The following is a 15,088-nucleotide window of genomic DNA, read 5'->3' as shown; positions in this document are numbered from 1 at the left end:
AACCCTACGGGTTGTCAGGCGGACGGCTCGCATACGATGCGCGCGACGGCGGCGTGAAACGCATCGGGCCGCTCGGTCGCGATCAGGTGCCCGCAGCCGGCGATCGTGTCGAAACCGGCGCAGCGGGCGAGCGCGAAGGCCGGCACGTGCCAGCCCGCGCGTGAGCGTTCGCCGGCGATCAACCAGACGGGATGGCGCTCGAACACCTGCGCGAGCGCCGGCAGGTAGCCCGCATCGCCGGTCGTCTCGACCACCGAGCGGCCCATCGCGCGCAGCGTCGATGCCGGCTGATGCGCGAGCCAGCGGCGTGCGTCGTCGAGCTGGCCCGGCGACGGGTGGTCGATCGCGCCGCGCAGCCAGTCGAGCGGAGCCACGCGCAGGCCGTCGAGCATCGCGTCGGCTTCGCCGGGCGTCATGCGGCCGACCGATGCCGACCAGAATGCATCGTCGAGCGTGAAGTTGCCTTCGACGTTGACGATGCGCCGCACGCGTTCGGGGTGCGCATGGGCGAACAGCATCGCGATCGCGCCGCCGACTGAATGGCCGACCACGTCGACCGGTTGCTCGCCGAAGTGCGTATCGACGGTTTGCCGCACGTGCTCGACCTGCGCGGCAAGCGAGATCGCATCGGGCGGCGTGGCGCGATGCGCGCCGTAGCCGAGCAGGTCGGGGCGCAGATGCGGGCCGTTCCATCCGCGCACGTCGAACGTGCCGATGAAACCGTGAATGAAGACGACGGGCGTGGTCGCGATCATGCGACCGCCGCTGAAGGCAGGGGCGGCAATTCGAGTTCGGCGAGCAGTTCGTCGAGTTCGAGCAGGTGGGTGCGATCATGGTCGAGCAGTTCGCGCACGAGGTCGTCGAGCGACATGCGGCGGATGCCGTCGCGCAGCCCGCAGCGTGCGAGTTGCGCCGGCTCCAGTGCGGCCGCGGTCGCGCACAGCGCGGCGCGGCCGCGGGCGAACGCCGCGACGGCGAGGTCGAGCGGCTGCGCGAGATAGTCGCGTTGCGCGGCGAGCGCGGTGCCGTCGACGGATTCGATCACGGGAAGCTCGGCCGTGCGCACGGCGTCGATACGCGCGGCGAATACCGCATCGAGATCGCGCAGGTGGCACGCATGTTCGACGAGCGAGAAGCCGGTGCCGGCCGGGCGGTGCGTGGCCAGTGCGGCCGGGACGTGCGCGGCGTAAGCGGCGAGCCGCGCGGGCATGCGCGCCAGCGCGGCGACGACGTCGGCGAACGGCAGCCGGTGCGGAAATGCACTGAACACCGCGCCATAGCTGAACAGCGTACCGCCGAGCCGACCGCGCGCCTGCACGACTTCGTGGCCGCAGCGGCGCATGACGTCGGCGACCATCGCGCCGCAAAACTGGCGGGCCGTCGTGTCGGCTTCGACTTCGGGGAATGTGCGCGCGATTTCATCCTGGATCGCGCCAACCGCCGCGACGCCGACGCGCGACAGTGCGGCGAACTCGAGATAGCGCTCGGGCTGTTCGATCAGCGCTTCGAGCTGGGCGCCGAGCGGGGTCGAGCGGAAACGGTCGAAACGGGAATGCATGACGGGCTCCGCCAAGTAACGTTTCAAAACGATACGTTATTGGGTGGAGCCTCGTCAACCGGCGCGTTGGGGCGCGCGCCAAGCCTGCTCGCGCCGGCCGCCTCGCGGTCAGGATGCCCGCGGCGGGCCGACCGCCGGCAGCGGGGCGCTTACAGCTTCCGCAGCCCGGGCGTGAAGGCGGGACTGAAATCCTCGGCCTCGAGCAGCGGGCGAATCTCGATGTCGGAGTCGCCGGGCATCGGGTTTGGGCAGCGCTTCACCCATTCGACGGCTTCTTCGATCGATTTCACCCGCCACAGCCAGTAGCCGGCGACGAGTTCCTTCGTTTCGGCGAACGGACCGTCGACGACGGTGCGGTTCTTGCCGGAAAAGTGCACGCGCTTTCCGCGGCTGCTCGGGTGCAGCCCATCGGCGGCGAGCAGGATGCCGGCCTTCATCAACTCCTCGTTGAAGCGGCCCATTTCGGCCATGCATTCGGTGTCGGGCATCCGGCCGGATTCGGAATCGGCGGTGGCCTTGACGATGACCATGACGCGCATTGTCGTCTCTCCTTGAACGGGAAAAGGGCGTTTGCCGGCAGTACGACGGCAAAACGAACGGTTACGACAACACGACGCGCGACGGCGACGCGAATCGACATCGCGGGTAAAAAAATTCAGTGGTGATCGACATGACGAAGGGCGCCGTAGCGGCAACGCGTCATGCCGCGTCGGCATGCGCGTCGAGCACGCTGCGGATCCGGGCGGCGAGTTCGTCGCGCCGGTACGGCTTGCCGAGCAGCATCACGCCGGGATCGAGCCGCCCCGCATGGAAGATTTCGTCGCGTGTATAGCCGGACGTGAACAGCACCGGCAACGGCGGCTTGCGCAGCGCGGCGCGGCGCCCGAGCTCGCCGCCCTTCACGCGGCCCGGCATGATCACGTCGGTAAACAGCAGATCGATCGGCGTCTCGCTGTCGAGCACGCGCAGCGCGGCTTCGCCGTCGGACGCCGTGATGACCTTGTAGCCGAGCTGCGCGAGCATGTCGACCACCGTCAGCCGGACATCCGCATCGTCCTCGACGACGAGGATGGTTTCTCGGCCGCGCACCGCGTCGTGCTGCGGCGTGCGTGCGGGCTCATCGGCCGCCTCGTGGCAGCGCGGAAACGTGAGGCGCACGGTCGTGCCCGCGCCGGGCGTGCTGTCGATCGACACATGGCCGCCGCTCTGCTTGACGAAGCCGAACACCATGCTGAGCCCGAGCCCCGTGCCTTCGCCGTCCGGCTTGGTCGTGAAGAACGGTTCGAAGACGCGCTCGAGCACGTCGGCCGTCATGCCGGCGCCCGTGTCGGCGATCTCGAACGTCACGTATTCGCCGGGCGGCATCGGTGCGCGGCCCGTGCCGGCCGCATGGCCGGGCTGCGTGCTGTTGTACGCGGCGATCGTCAGCGTGCCTTCGCCGCGCATCGCATCGCGCGCATTGATCGCGAGATTCAGCAGCGCGTTTTCGAGCTGGTGCCGGTCGGCGAGCACGTTGCCGACGTCGGGCGACAGCACGGGGACGATCCGCACCGTTTCGCCGAGCGCGCGGTGCAGCATCTCGTTCATGCCGTCGATCAGCCGGCACGGGTTCAGCGTCGTCGGCGCGAGCGGCTGGCGTCGCGCGAACGCGAGCAGGTGCGACGCCAGTTGCGCGCCGCGCCGCACGGCATTGTTCGCGTTTTCGATCCGCGGCTGCGCGCTTGCATGCGCGCCGAGTTCGACGGAGAGAATCTGCAGGTTGCCGCTGATCACCTGCAGCACGTTGTTGAAGTCGTGCGCGATGCCGCCGGTCAGGTTGCCGATCGCCTCCATCTTCTGCGCGTGACGCAACTGTTCCTCGACCGCCGCGCGCTCGGCGATCGCATCGGTCACGCGCTGTTCGAGCGTTTCGTTCAGGTCGCGCAGTTCGGCATTGGAGGCCTGCAGCGCCGCTTCCGCGCGATCGCGATGGCGCGTGGCGAGCACGCGTTCGGTGGTTTCGACGACGACGGCGAGCACGCCGCCCGGCGCGCCGTCGTCGTCGGGCAGCGGGCTGTAGTGCAGATCCATCCAGACATCCTCGGGGCGGCCGCTGCGCAGCAGCACGAGGGCCTTGTCGCGATAGGACAGCGTGCCGCCGGCGAGGCAGGTGTTCATCACGTTGCGGTTGAAATCGGCGACTTCGGGCCAGCCGAGTTCGACCGGCTGACCGAGCAGATACGGATGGCGGCCGCCGGCGAACCCGGCATATGCGTCGTTGTAGATCATGTAGCCGGGGCGGCCCCACAGCATCACCAGCGGCAGCGGCGACGCGAGCACGGTGCGGACGGCAGCGACGAGGCTGGCCGACCAGCCGTCGATCGCGCCGAGCCCGGTGGCCGACCAGTCGAATGCGGCAATGCGCCGGGCCATGTCGCCCTGCCAGCCGGGGCAAGTGTGATGCCGCGCGAACAATTCGACATGCATGGAAGCGCTCCGATGAGGACATGCGGCCGCGGGAGGCGCGGCAGGTCGCGTAAGCGGGGATTTTAGAGCAGATCGATACGCGCGGCGGCGTGCGGCCGCTGTCACGGAGCGCGTCGGCAAAACTGGTATGCTGATCCGCATCCTGTCTACGCGGAGGGCGCCATGGCTGCTAAGGAAGTCTCGAAGAAGAAGTACCTGAAAATCCTGAACAAACGCCTGCGCGCGGAGCCGGAGGCTCCGGCCGGCGCGTCGTTCGTGTTTTTCCCGCTGGGTGCGAAGGCGAAGCATGCGACGGGCGTCGTGTCCGGCGACGCGCGCAGCAAGCGCGAACTGGCCGTGATGGCCGCGGTCCAGCGCAAGGCGGCCGAAGAGTTCGTCGTCGCCGACGCCTGACGCCCCGGCTGCGTCGCGACCGAATGATCGCCACCGCGGCCGACGCAGCGGTGGCTTTGCAGTGAGCGTGTGCACCGGCGAGCACGCTGTCGTGCGTGATCGCCGGGCCGTGCATCGGCAGCAGGATGTCGAGATCGAGTGCCGGGGCCCGGCTCGAAACGGCTTGAAAACCCGCCAGGCGGTCAGGACGCCTCGTCCGCCGCCGCCGGATAGCGGCCGTTGCCGCCCGCTTCGTCGCCTGCCGCCAGTTGCTCCAGCGCGAGGCCCTTCGTCTCGATCCCCAGCGTCCACACGGCGATGGCCGCCGCGATGAACGACAGCGCGCCGAGCGTGAACACGCCGCCCTGACCGAACACCGGCAATACCACGCCGACCACGTAAGGCCCGATCAGCGAGCCGATCCGGCCGATCGCCGACGCGAAGCCCGAGCCCGTCGCGCGCGCGCCGGTGCCGTACAGCTCGGGCGTGTACGTGTACAGCGCCGCCCACATCCCGAACAGGAAGAACTGCATCGCGAGGCCCGTGACGATCAGCAGCGTCGTGCTGCCGCCGTACAGCGCGCTCTGGCCGTATGCGTACGCCATCGCGCCGCCGCCGATCAGCGACGCGATGCAGGTCGGCTTGCGTCCCCAACGCTCGACGAGCCACGCGGCACACAGGAAGCCCGGCACGCCGCCGAGCGAGATCAGCACCGTGTAGAACACCGATTTCGTGACTTCGAAGCCGGCCTGCTGCAGCAGCGCGCCGAGCCACGACGTGAGGCCGTAGAAGCCGAGCAGCGCGAAGAACCACAGCAGCCACACCATCACCGTGCGGCGGCGGTACACGCCGCTCCAGATCTCGCGCAGCGCGCCGCGGCCGCGCGCGGCGGCCGGTTCGGCGAGCCGCGACGGCGGCGGCAGCGTCGCGACGCCGGCCGAGCGCATCACCTTCGCCTCGATCGTCTGCATCACCGCATCGGCTTGCGCGTGCCGGCCCGCGTGTTCGAGCCAGCGCGGCGATTCCGGCACGATGCGGCGCACGACCAGCACGAACACGGCCGGAATCGCGAGCAGCGCGAACACGGTGCGCCAGCCGAACTGCGGCAGCACGAAATACGCGACGATGCCGGCCGTGATGAAGCCGAGCGGCCAGAAGCCGTCCATCAGCGCGATCAGCCGGCCGCGCTTCTCGGTCGGCACGAATTCGGACAGCAGCGTCTGCGCGACCGGGAACTCCATCCCCATTCCGATGCCGAGCAGCACGCGGTAGACGATCAGCGCGTCGACGCTCTGCGCGGTCGAGCACAGGTACGACGCGGCGCCCCACAGCACCATGCTCCACTGGAACACGGGCCGGCGGCCGAAGCGGTCGGCGAGCAGGCCGGCCACGGCCGCGCCGAGCACCATCCCGAAGAAGCTCGCGCTCGCGACGAGGCCGGCGGCCGCGGTCGACAGCCCGAATTCCTTGCGGATCGAGCCGAGCACGAACGTCATCGTGCCGAGGTCGACCGAGTCGAAGAAGAACGCGATCGCGATGATGAAGAAGATCCGCTTGTGATAGCCGGAGAACGGCAGGCGTTCGAGCCGGGCGGCGGCGGAGGCGGGAGCGGTGGCGGCGGGCATGGCGTCCTCTGAAATGAAAAAGGGGCCGCGCAGCGCATGCTCGAGGGCCCCGATGCTTCGTATTCAGTAGACGCGACCACAAACTGCCGCATCAGAGGAAAAGCGCCGCCTGCTTGCTCAAATGCGTCATCGGCGGGCGGCGCGCGTGACGCCGGCCGGCGTCAATTCTTCAGCTTGTAGCCGGTGCGGAACATCCACGCGACGATCGCGAGCAGGATCACGAGGAACAGCGCGGTCGCGGCGAGGCTGATCCACACGTGCACGTCGGCAATCCCGTAGAACGACCAGCGAAAGCCGCTGATCAGGTAGACGATCGGGTTGAACAGCGTGACGACGCGCCACGCGGGCGGCAGCATGTCGACCGAGTAGAAGCTGCCGCCGAGGAACGTGAGCGGCGTGATGATCAGGAGCGGCACGAGCTGCAGTTTCTCGAAGCTGTCGGCCCAGATGCCGATCACGAAGCCGAACAGGCTGAACGTGACGGCCGTCAGCACCAGGAACAGCACCATCCAGAACGGATGCAGGATGTGCAGCGGCACGAACAGCCCGGCCGTGGCGAGGATGATCACGCCGAGCAGGATCGACTTCGACGCGGCCGCGCCGACGTACGCGATCACGATCTCCCAGTACGACACGGGCGCGGACAGGATCTCGTAGATCGTGCCGGTGAAGCGCGGGAAGTAGATGCCGAACGACGCGTTCGAAATGCTCTGCGACAGCAGCGACAGCATCACGAGGCCCGGCACGATGAACGACCCGTAGCCGATGCCGTTCACGTCGCTGATGCGCGAGCCGATCGCGGAGCCGAACACGACGAAATACAGCGACGTCGAGATCACCGGCGCGATGATGCTCTGCATCAGCGTGCGGCGCGTGCGGGCCATTTCTGCGCGGTAGATCGCGCGGATTCCATGCCAGTTCATGGGTCAGGCTCCTTGCACGCCGTTGCGGCGGTTGTCGATCAGGCTGACGAAAATGTCCTCGAGCGAGCTCTGCGTCGTGTGCAGGTCGCGAAAGCCGATACCGGCCGAGCCGAGCGCGTTGATCAGCTTCGCGATGCTCGCGTCGTCGCGCTGCGAGTCGTACGTATAGACGAGCGCGGCGCCGTCTTCCGCGCGTTCGAGCCCGAACGGCGCGAGCGCGGGCGGCACCTCCGCGAGCGGCTGCTCGAGCTGCACGGTGAGCTGTTTCTTGCCGAGCTTGCGCATCAGTTCGCGCTTTTCCTCGACGAGCACGAGCTCGCCGCCGAGGATGATGCCGATCCGGTCGGCCATTTCCTCCGCTTCCTCGATGTAGTGCGTGGTCAGCAGGATCGTCACGCCGCTTTCGCGCAGCGAATCGACGAGCTTCCACATGTCGCGGCGCAACTCGACGTCGACGCCGGCCGTCGGTTCGTCGAGGAACAGGATGCGCGGCTCGTGCGACAGCGCCTTCGCGATCATCACGCGGCGCTTCATGCCGCCCGACAGCGTCATCAGCTTGTTGTCGCGCTTGTCCCACAGCGACAGCGCCTTCAGCGTCTTCTCGATGTACGCGGGATCGGGCGCCTTGCCGAACAGGCCGCGGCTGAACGACACGGTGGCCCACACGGTTTCGAACGCGTCGGTGGTCAGCTCCTGCGGCACGAGGCCGATCATTTCGCGGGCCGCGCGGTATTGATCGCGGATGTCGTGCCCGCCGACCGTCACGCGGCCTTCGGTCGGCGTGACGATGCCGCAGATCGAGCCGATCAGCGTCGTCTTGCCGGCGCCGTTCGGCCCGAGCAGCGCGAAGATCTCGCCGGGGCGGATGTCGAGGGTCACGTGCTTCAGCGCCTGGAAGCCGGACGCGTAAGTCTTGGAGAGGTCGGAGACGGAAAGGATCGGTTGCATGCTCACGGATGGCACGGCCGGCCGGCGCGACGGCCGGCGCCGCGCGTGCCCGGCGCCGCCGCTGCGAAGCGGCCGGGATCGGGCGCGGCATGGCGAACGGGCGTCATGTCGAACGGCAGGGTGGTGCGGGATCGCGGGACCGCCATATTAGCAATCGGCAGATCGAAATGCATTCTGATGGAAAGGCCGGCGCATGTCGGTGCCGAATTTGCGTGGATTGCGCTGATATTGCTCAACGATTCGGTGCTTTATTTGAATGATGCGAACAATTCTGGTTGTTTTCCGTCAATCGGCCCGGGCTCGCGCGGCCGCACGACAGGCTGGCCGACTGTGCTGCCCCCCGGCCCTCGCGCCGTCCCGGGACGGCACGTTTGGCGCTCGCGATAATGCGTTCCATTCCCGGCGATACGGAGCGGCGCGCATGTCTTTGATCGATTTCAAATCCGTGGCAAACGCGCAGGCCTGCGCATGGAAATCCACGATCGTCGGCGAAGTGGGGCCGGCCCGGATCAAGGTGCTGCGCATGGATGCCCAGCCTTACGAAGCGGAAGTGCACGACTACGACGAGGGGCTGCTGGTGCTCGACGGCACGCTGATGCTCGAGGTCGAAGCGCAAACCGTCGTGGTCGGCGCCGGGCAGATGTACCTCGCGCGCGCCGGCACGTGCCACGCGGTGCTGCCCGGCAGCCACGGCACGCTCGCGATCATCGACGTCTGAGGTTGCGCCGCAGCATGCGCGCGGCCCGCTGAAGGCCGGGCGGCCTGATTCGGCGCGAATTGGCGGGCGCCGTTCAAACGCGTGTTCCACGCGGCGTTTATTTGTCTGAGCAAATAAAATGAAGGCCGTTTGAAAATCTGTTAAATACCGTATAAACGCTAGGATCGCGCGGTTTCCGTCGTTTGGAACTCTGCATCCATTTACTTGCGGGAAGGGTCCGCTCATAGTCTCGACACACGACGCATCACGAAAACGAATCAAGCGTACGTATGGAGACCAAATCATGAGACGCCTATCCGAGGGGCCAGCGGGACTGCCGTTTCCCGATCTTTCGCCGAATGCAGGCGCGACGCAGGTCGCGGGCCTGCGCCGTCACCTCGCCGTGTAGCGGCAAGCCACTTTCCGTTTCGATCGTTCCGACGGCGCCGTGCCGCATGACGGCGCTGCGGGAGCGCGCCTGTCTACCGCCGCGGCGTGTGCCGCCTATGCCCGACCGGCATCGCGGCGGTCTTGCGTGCAGCATCATGCGCCGCGCATTCGTGCGGCGGCGCGATACCAACCGGCAGGCCATGCAGCCCGGCCGGACGAGACTTGTCGTACCTGAAAAGGAGGGGTTGATGATTTGCATTCCTGAATGGCGGAAGGCGATTCTGTCGTGCGCGGTGCTGGTGCTGCCGTTCGTCGCCGGTTGCGGCGGCGACGACGATCCGGGGCCGATCAACGTGCCGCAGTGCTCGGGCAGCGCATGCGGGCCGAGCGGCGCCGAAACGACGCCGCCCGTCGTCACGAAGCTGTGCCCGGACGCGCTCGACTACACGACGACGTATACGGGCGGCGCCGGCAGCGGCGAATACGTGAAGGTGAAGTTCGACACGACGAAGCTGACTTACCAGATGCAGTTCATCGACTCGTCGGTGCCGACCTCGGCAGGGCAGATCAACAACACGCGCGCGGGCCTGACGATCAGCGGCGCGTTCCATCATCCGACCAATCTCCCGACGGCCGAGCAAAACCGTTGTGCGTTCGTGCTCGACAGCGGCGCGACGAGCGACGGTGCGTATTCGGTGACGATCAATCGTGCCGATCCGCCGATGCTGTTCGTCGGCAACGGCGTGGTCGGCGGCGGAATTCCGGGCGCGACGATCGCGTTCCAGGGCATCGAACTCGCGCCGGGTTTCTTCCTCGGCTCGGTGCCGTCGCGCACGTTCGACTTCTATCCGTTCATCGGCTTTACCGACACCGAAACGGATTTCACGAAGGTGGCCGGCGTGTACAACGAAGTCGGCATTCATCTGTCGCCGACCGGCACCACCTTTCAGACCACCACGCCGCAAGGCTGGCAGCCGGACGTCGTGAACTGGAACCAGACGCTCAATGCGGACGGCTCCTGCACGATCACGCAAGGCAGCGACTACTCGTGTCAGACGACCGGTTCGCCGTGGACCTTGCGCAAGAATGCGGACGGCACGCCCGACAACGTATTCGTCAGCAATGCGCAATCCGGGCAGGCCTATCCGTCCGCCGGCCAGGGACAGCCGCTCGTGATCTTCGTGCCAAGCCAGGCGCACGGCGTGATGATCGTCGGCAAGCTGAACGGTGCGCTGGTGCCGATCGTGATCCGCGTCGGGTATGCGTTTGCCGCGCCGGGCAATCCGCTGGGCTCGGTGGCCGATGCGGAGGTCGGCATCTCGATGCTCGCGCCGGCCACGGCCGTCGCGCCTAACCTGCTGAAGGGCGGGTTCATCGGTGCGACGAGCGCATCCGCGTGCGGTGTGGTGACCAACAACGGGCCGTCGAGCAGCGCCGCAGGACCGGGGCCGAGCTTCAATCCGTTCGTTCCGCATCCGGACCTGCCCGGCACGTTCAACACGGCTTTCAATTACTTCACGCCGTCTGCCGGCAACTGCAGCGACGGCACCGCCGTGTCGACCATCGCGGCGAACTACACGTCGACGCTGTTCCAGGGCAATACGGCGGCGTTCATCGATCCGCAAACGTCGTCGCCGACCGCGCAGTTCGGGCTCGACTACACGCAGGCGTCGCCCGGCAAGGTCAAGGTCACGGCCAGCAGCGACTTCAACGCGAAAGGCGCGACCGGCAACGTGGCGATCTTCAAGAAGGGCGATACGGGCTGGATCGTGACGGCCGGCAACGTCTACGCGATGGTCGTCAACAACAACCAGGTCAACCCGTTCTTCACGATCGGCGCGTTCGTCCAGTAACCCGGCATTGAACACGTCACACCGGCGGCGCATGCGCTGCCGCCGGTGAACCGAATTTCAAGAGGATTCCTATGAATTTGAAGCATTGGATGGCCGCGGCATCGCTCGCGCCCGTGCTGGCCGCATGCGGCGGAGACGGCGATCCGCCGCCCGCGCCGGTGGTCCGGTTGTGTCCGCAGACGATCGACTACAACACGGTGTTCATCGGCGGCTCCGGGTCGGGCGAGCTGGTGAAGGTGCAGCTCGACACGACGAAGATGACGTACCGGATGACCTACCTCGCGTCGCCGGTGCCCACCACCGCGGGCACCGTGCAGCCGACGCGTGACACCGCGCCCGCGAACGTGGTCGACGGTACGCTGGCCGACGAAACCGGGCTGCCGACGGTGAAGCTGAACCAGTGCACGTTCCGGATGCAGAACGCGAGCCTGGACCCGAGCCGGCCCGCACGGCTGTTCCTCGGCGAAGGCGTGCTCGGCGGCGCGATCCCCGGTGCGACGATCCAGTTCGACGGCGTGATCGGCGTCGGCAAGATCCCGAAGACGACGTTCCCGTACTACCCGTTCATCAGCTTCTCGTCGCTCGAGACCGACCTGACGAAGATCGCCGGCACGTACAACCAGCTCGGCTATCACCAGGTGCCGTCGCAGAACTTCCAGCCGGTGGCGCTCGACCAGAAAGTGACGATCAATGCGGACGGCAGCTATACGGAAACCGACAACTTCGGCAAGAAGAACGGCGGGCAGCCGCTTGCATCGAGCGCGACCGTGAACCAGCCGTTCACGCTGCGCCCGGATGCGCCGGCATTCCAGTCGCTCAATTACCAGCCGCAGATTCCGGCGACGCTCGCCGCGCTCGATCCGGCAAAGGCCGGCAAGGGGATCCTGATCGTCGGCAAGCTGCGCAACCAGCTCGTGCCGATCTTCATCCGCACCGGCGCCGCGAACGCGGACCTCACGCAAGGGGCGCCGAGCGCGGACGACGAATCGGGCATCTCGTTCCTGAGCCCGCAGACGGCGATCGCGCAGGGCTCGCAGGACGGCGAGTACACGGGCGTCGACAGCGCGTTCAACTACCGCGCGACCGCGCTCGTCGGCGCGCAGGCCACGCTGCTCGATCCGTTCAACGCGTCGCAGGCGGCGCTCACGCGCGCGCTGAACCTCGACTACTCGCAGAAGGTGCCGGGCGTCGTGACGACCGTGCATGCGGATGCGGCGTCGGGGCCGGCGACCGGCAAGTTCGTGTTCACCGGCGGCGTGTTCGGGTTCCTCGACATGGCCGATACGAGCAACCCGTACTTCACGGTCGGCGCGTTCGTGCAGTGATCGCGGGTGGATGGAGACACGGCGGCGCCGCGCGCGAATGTGCGGCGCCCCGACAGAATGAGGGGGAGACTTCATGAAGAAGCTGATTGTCGCGGGTGTCGTCGCAGGCGTGTCGACGCTCGCATCGGCCCAGCAGGCGGGCGACAACGTCGCGACGCTGGGCTGGCTGCACATCATGCCGCAGGATTCGACCAACGGGCTGACGACGAATCTCGCGAGCATGCCGATCAACGGGCCGCTGCGCCTGCCCGGTTCGTTCACGTCGCCGGGCACGAGCCTGACGGTCAACAACGCCGATACGGTCGGCCTCACGCTCACGCATTTCTTCACCGATCACATCGCGGTGACGTCGGTGCTCGGCGTGCCGCCGGAATTCACGCTGACCGGGCACGGCGTGATCAGGCCGCCTGGCCCGGCGGGCTCGCTCGGCAACGTCGACATGGACAAGTCGGCGAACCAGCCGGCCGTGAAGAACGCGCGACAGTGGAGCCCGACGGTCATTCTGCAGTACTACTTCAATGCGCCGACGGCGAAGTTCCGCCCGTTCGTCGGGATCGGCGTGGCCTACAGCTGGTTCAGCAACATCGAGCTGAACGGCAACTTCGCGAAGGACATCAACGAGAACCTCGGCAGCGTGCTCGCGGCCGGCGCCGGCAAGCCGGGCGCGACGTCGGTGGAGGGCAAGGCGTCGTCGTCGTTCACGCCGGTCTACAACGTCGGCGCGAGCTATGCGATCGACAAGCACTGGGGGCTCACGGCGACGCTGACGTACATGCCGCTGAAGACCTACTCGTCGCTCGTGATCAAGGCGGCCGACGGTTCGACGCTCGCGACCACGCGCACGAAGCTGAAGGCCGACCCGTTGATCACGTTCGTCGGGATTTCCTACAAGTTCTGAGCCGACCGGCGCGCGTGACGCGTGCCGGCGGCTTCCTGCGCCCGGCCGGCCGGATCGTTCCGGCCGGCAGGTCGCGTTCCTGGCGGCGTGCCGCCATTTGTGAAGAGAGGGGGCAGTTCAAATGAGCATTCGCAAAATCGTATCGCTTGTTGCTGCAGTGGCTTTCACCGCGGTTTCGGCCGCGCCTGCTTTCGCGGTCACCGTTTCGCGCGCGGACGGTCAGCCGATGAACCCGAACGGCGAGCCGTTTTCCGCGTCGGGCCTCACGAACCTGAGCAAGGGGTCCATCACGGCGGGCTGTACCGCGACCTTCAACGGCACGATCACGTCGACCGGCATCGTCAACATCACGTCGACGACGTTCACGGGCGGCGCGACGTGCTCGCTGATCAGCGGCAGCGCGAGCAGCACGTCGCCGTGGACGGGGCAGGCCGACAGCACGACGCAGCTGTCGATCAACAACGTGAAGGTGAACGTCACGCTGCTCGGCACGTGCGGGCCGAGCAAGGTCGTGACGGCGTGGAGCGATGCGAACTCGTCGCTGACGTTCAACAACGCGACGCTGACGCCGGACTGCACGGTGGGCGGTACGGTCCTGACGTCGCCGAAGTTCCACGTGCAGTAAGCGTCGCGCGATCGACGCGGAACCCGCCGCGCGCGACGGCCGTGCGGCAAGCGCGGCGGGTTTTCGCGGCTTCGGCGGGTTCGAGCCGTCGCGCGTATCGGCGCGGCGGCCGGTCGACCGCCCGTGTCGCGATCCGGCACGGGCGGGTGGCAGGGCGGCGCCGTTCGTACTGCGCCGCCCGATTCGATTGAAACAAAACCAGATCAATTAGCCAGAACCATCCCGGACGACCCATGCTTACCGATCCAGCAAAGTATGGCGACGCCCGCGGCGCGACGCCCGACCGGCTGCGCACGGCCGCGTGGCTGCAGTACCTGACCGAACATCTCGACGCGGCGGCTTGCGCGGCCGCGGCGGGCGACACCGGCGACCCGGCTGTCGTCGCGTCGCACGCGATACGTGTGGGAGCGGGCGCGAACTTGTCCCGCGAAGTGACGGCCGTGCTTCATCGGCTGGTCCCGTGGATCGCGACGGACGGCGGCGGCTGCGCGTGCGATCCGGCCGACCCGCTCGGCGCATGCTCGCACGTGCCTTCCGCGCAGCAACTCGCGGAAGCCGAACAGTGCTGCCCGGGCTCGCATGCCGTATTCGACACCGCGCACGGCATGATCGACGCGGTTGCATTCGACGATCCCGAGCTCGGCTGGGCCGCGCTCGAACGAATTGCCGGCGGCGTCGCACGCAGCGGCGACGACGCGGGCGCACGCAGCGCGAACGAACATGACGGGCCGTGCGAGACGCCGCCTGCGAAGAACCTGAGAGAACGGCTGACCGCGGTCGCGGCAACGCGCACGGAAACGCCGGCCCGTCCCGGCGCCGTGATCGACGCGATCGTGCTGCGCGTCTGCGGCCCGCGCGACGATGCGGCGCGCATCGACGAGATGGCTGCGCTCGCGATGTTCTCCGCCGAGCTTGCCGCCGGCCACGGCGTTTCCGTTCAGGCGTACGGCGGGCAGCACAACCTCGTCGCGCGCGCGATCCGCACGCATCGCGCCGATCTCGCGTCGCTGGACGGGCTGCTTGCCGCACTCGCCGTGTGCCGACTCGATCGACTCGTTGGCGCGGGCAGCTTCTGGGCTTACTACCTGCTGGCGGGTATCGCGATCGCCGCGCCGGATACGGTGCGGGAAATCGGCCGCGGCTTTCATGGCGACACCTGGCAGACGTGGCTCGACGACGTGCTCGCGTGGCCGGCGGTCAGCCGCTTCGGGCCGGCGGAGGATGTCGCGTTCGAACGCCTGCGCGACGCGATGAGCCTGACGTCGCGCTGGAACCCGATTGTCCGCGCCAAGCGGATGCGCACGCGCGCCGTGACGGCCGCCCGGCCACGCAGCGCAAACGAGCCGGCCCCATGAAACGCGGCTCGCGGCGAGAACGCCGCGAGCCGCAGGGAGGGTATCGCGGCGCC

Annotated in this window: 15 protein-coding genes; 7 read left to right on the top strand and 8 right to left on the bottom strand. The window is 67.7% G+C overall.

Features of this window, described 5'->3' with window-relative positions:
- Positions 1-14: 14 nt before the first annotated feature.
- The 4 genes from CFB89_RS26475 to CFB89_RS26460 all read right to left on the bottom strand — a co-directional run bounded on the left by CFB89_RS26475 (position 15) and on the right by CFB89_RS26460 (position 4,024).
- Complete coding sequence (locus CFB89_RS26475; RefSeq protein ID WP_089470427.1) at positions 15-755, bottom strand: alpha/beta fold hydrolase; 741 nt, start codon at positions 753-755, stop codon at positions 15-17.
- Positions 752-1,558: a DinB family protein gene (locus CFB89_RS26470; RefSeq protein WP_089470426.1), complete on the bottom strand. Its 807-nt coding sequence runs from the start codon at positions 1,556-1,558 to the stop codon at positions 752-754. Before CFB89_RS26470 ends, CFB89_RS26475 begins: the two co-directional genes overlap by 4 nt.
- 149 nt (positions 1,559-1,707) lie before the next feature.
- Positions 1,708-2,097: a YciI family protein gene (locus CFB89_RS26465; RefSeq protein ID WP_089470425.1), complete on the bottom strand. Its 390-nt coding sequence runs from the start codon at positions 2,095-2,097 to the stop codon at positions 1,708-1,710.
- Positions 2,098-2,257: 160 nt separating this feature from the next.
- Entirely contained in the window at positions 2,258-4,024 is a 1,767-nt protein-coding gene (locus CFB89_RS26460) for an ATP-binding protein (RefSeq protein WP_089470424.1), read from the bottom strand.
- 162 nt (positions 4,025-4,186) lie between these two features.
- Here CFB89_RS26460 and CFB89_RS26455 point away from each other — a divergent pair, with 162 nt between their 5' ends.
- The gene (locus CFB89_RS26455) at positions 4,187-4,417 is read left to right on the top strand and encodes a hypothetical protein (RefSeq protein WP_089470423.1); all 231 of its coding nucleotides are present in this window, start codon (positions 4,187-4,189) and stop codon (positions 4,415-4,417) included.
- A gap of 182 nt (positions 4,418-4,599) precedes the next feature.
- Here the strand turns inward: CFB89_RS26455 and CFB89_RS26450 are convergent, their stop codons facing one another.
- The 4 genes from CFB89_RS26450 to CFB89_RS35090 all read right to left on the bottom strand — a co-directional run bounded on the left by CFB89_RS26450 (position 4,600) and on the right by CFB89_RS35090 (position 8,128).
- Positions 4,600-6,021, bottom strand: a complete 1,422-nt coding sequence (locus CFB89_RS26450; RefSeq protein ID WP_089470422.1) for an MFS transporter — start codon at positions 6,019-6,021, stop codon at positions 4,600-4,602.
- Between the two features lie 161 nt (positions 6,022-6,182).
- Positions 6,183-6,944 carry an ABC transporter permease gene (locus CFB89_RS26445; protein ID WP_006481964.1) on the bottom strand — a complete coding sequence of 254 codons (762 nt, stop codon included), beginning with the start codon at positions 6,942-6,944 and terminating at the stop codon, positions 6,183-6,185.
- 3 nt (positions 6,945-6,947) lie between these two features.
- Positions 6,948-7,892: an ABC transporter ATP-binding protein gene (locus CFB89_RS26440; RefSeq protein WP_006481959.1), complete on the bottom strand. Its 945-nt coding sequence runs from the start codon at positions 7,890-7,892 to the stop codon at positions 6,948-6,950.
- Positions 7,893-7,894: 2 nt separating this feature from the next.
- The gene (locus CFB89_RS35090; protein WP_179233536.1) at positions 7,895-8,128 is read right to left on the bottom strand and encodes a hypothetical protein; all 234 of its coding nucleotides are present in this window, start codon (positions 8,126-8,128) and stop codon (positions 7,895-7,897) included.
- A gap of 185 nt (positions 8,129-8,313) precedes the next feature.
- On the opposite strand from CFB89_RS35090, the gene CFB89_RS26430 reads away from it, so the two are divergent.
- From CFB89_RS26430 to CFB89_RS26405, 6 genes are all read left to right on the top strand, one after another.
- On the top strand, positions 8,314-8,610 hold the full coding sequence (locus CFB89_RS26430) for a cupin domain-containing protein (RefSeq protein ID WP_089470420.1): 297 nt from the start codon (positions 8,314-8,316) through the stop codon (positions 8,608-8,610).
- A gap of 617 nt (positions 8,611-9,227) precedes the next feature.
- Positions 9,228-10,832 carry a DUF2957 domain-containing protein gene (locus CFB89_RS26425; RefSeq protein WP_089470419.1) on the top strand — a complete coding sequence of 535 codons (1,605 nt, stop codon included), beginning with the start codon at positions 9,228-9,230 and terminating at the stop codon, positions 10,830-10,832.
- 71 nt (positions 10,833-10,903) lie between these two features.
- On the top strand, positions 10,904-12,157 hold the full coding sequence (locus CFB89_RS26420) for a DUF2957 domain-containing protein (protein WP_089470418.1): 1,254 nt from the start codon (positions 10,904-10,906) through the stop codon (positions 12,155-12,157).
- A 73-nt stretch (positions 12,158-12,230) separates the two neighbouring features.
- Positions 12,231-13,055: an OmpW family protein gene (locus CFB89_RS26415; protein WP_089470417.1), complete on the top strand. Its 825-nt coding sequence runs from the start codon at positions 12,231-12,233 to the stop codon at positions 13,053-13,055.
- Positions 13,056-13,176: 121 nt separating this feature from the next.
- Positions 13,177-13,680: an activator protein gene (locus CFB89_RS26410; protein ID WP_089470416.1), complete on the top strand. Its 504-nt coding sequence runs from the start codon at positions 13,177-13,179 to the stop codon at positions 13,678-13,680.
- 233 nt (positions 13,681-13,913) lie between these two features.
- Positions 13,914-15,035 (top strand): hypothetical protein, encoded by a 1,122-nt coding sequence (locus tag CFB89_RS26405; RefSeq protein WP_089470415.1) that lies wholly within the window; start codon positions 13,914-13,916, stop codon positions 15,033-15,035.
- Positions 15,036-15,088: the final 53 nt, after the last annotated feature.

Source organism: Burkholderia sp. AU16741 (genome assembly GCF_002223345.1).
Lineage (GTDB): Bacteria > Pseudomonadota > Gammaproteobacteria > Burkholderiales > Burkholderiaceae > Burkholderia > Burkholderia sola.
This window is presented reverse-complemented; position numbering and strand designations above follow the sequence as displayed.

Excerpts from the sequence above, each read along its gene's own strand:
- CFB89_RS26405 (WP_089470415.1), top strand. The coding sequence starts at position 13,914 with ATGCTTACCGATCCAGCAAAGTATGGCGACGCCCGCGGCGCGACGCCC.
- CFB89_RS26415 (WP_089470417.1), top strand. The coding sequence starts at position 12,231 with ATGAAGAAGCTGATTGTCGCGGGTGTCGTCGCAGGCGTGTCGACGCTC.
- CFB89_RS26475 (WP_089470427.1), bottom strand. The coding sequence starts at position 755 with ATGATCGCGACCACGCCCGTCGTCTTCATTCACGGTTTCATCGGCACG.
- CFB89_RS26440 (WP_006481959.1), bottom strand. The coding sequence starts at position 7,892 with ATGCAACCGATCCTTTCCGTCTCCGACCTCTCCAAGACTTACGCGTCC.
- CFB89_RS26470 (WP_089470426.1), bottom strand. The coding sequence starts at position 1,558 with ATGCATTCCCGTTTCGACCGTTTCCGCTCGACCCCGCTCGGCGCCCAG.
- CFB89_RS26460 (WP_089470424.1), bottom strand. The coding sequence starts at position 4,024 with ATGCATGTCGAATTGTTCGCGCGGCATCACACTTGCCCCGGCTGGCAG.
- CFB89_RS26445 (WP_006481964.1), bottom strand. The coding sequence starts at position 6,944 with ATGAACTGGCATGGAATCCGCGCGATCTACCGCGCAGAAATGGCCCGC.
- CFB89_RS26450 (WP_089470422.1), bottom strand. The coding sequence starts at position 6,021 with ATGCCCGCCGCCACCGCTCCCGCCTCCGCCGCCGCCCGGCTCGAACGC.
- CFB89_RS26410 (WP_089470416.1), top strand. The coding sequence starts at position 13,177 with ATGAGCATTCGCAAAATCGTATCGCTTGTTGCTGCAGTGGCTTTCACC.
- CFB89_RS26425 (WP_089470419.1), top strand. The coding sequence starts at position 9,228 with ATGATTTGCATTCCTGAATGGCGGAAGGCGATTCTGTCGTGCGCGGTG.
- CFB89_RS26430 (WP_089470420.1), top strand. The coding sequence starts at position 8,314 with ATGTCTTTGATCGATTTCAAATCCGTGGCAAACGCGCAGGCCTGCGCA.
- CFB89_RS26420 (WP_089470418.1), top strand. The coding sequence starts at position 10,904 with ATGAATTTGAAGCATTGGATGGCCGCGGCATCGCTCGCGCCCGTGCTG.
- CFB89_RS26455 (WP_089470423.1), top strand. The coding sequence starts at position 4,187 with ATGGCTGCTAAGGAAGTCTCGAAGAAGAAGTACCTGAAAATCCTGAAC.
- CFB89_RS26465 (WP_089470425.1), bottom strand. The coding sequence starts at position 2,097 with ATGCGCGTCATGGTCATCGTCAAGGCCACCGCCGATTCCGAATCCGGC.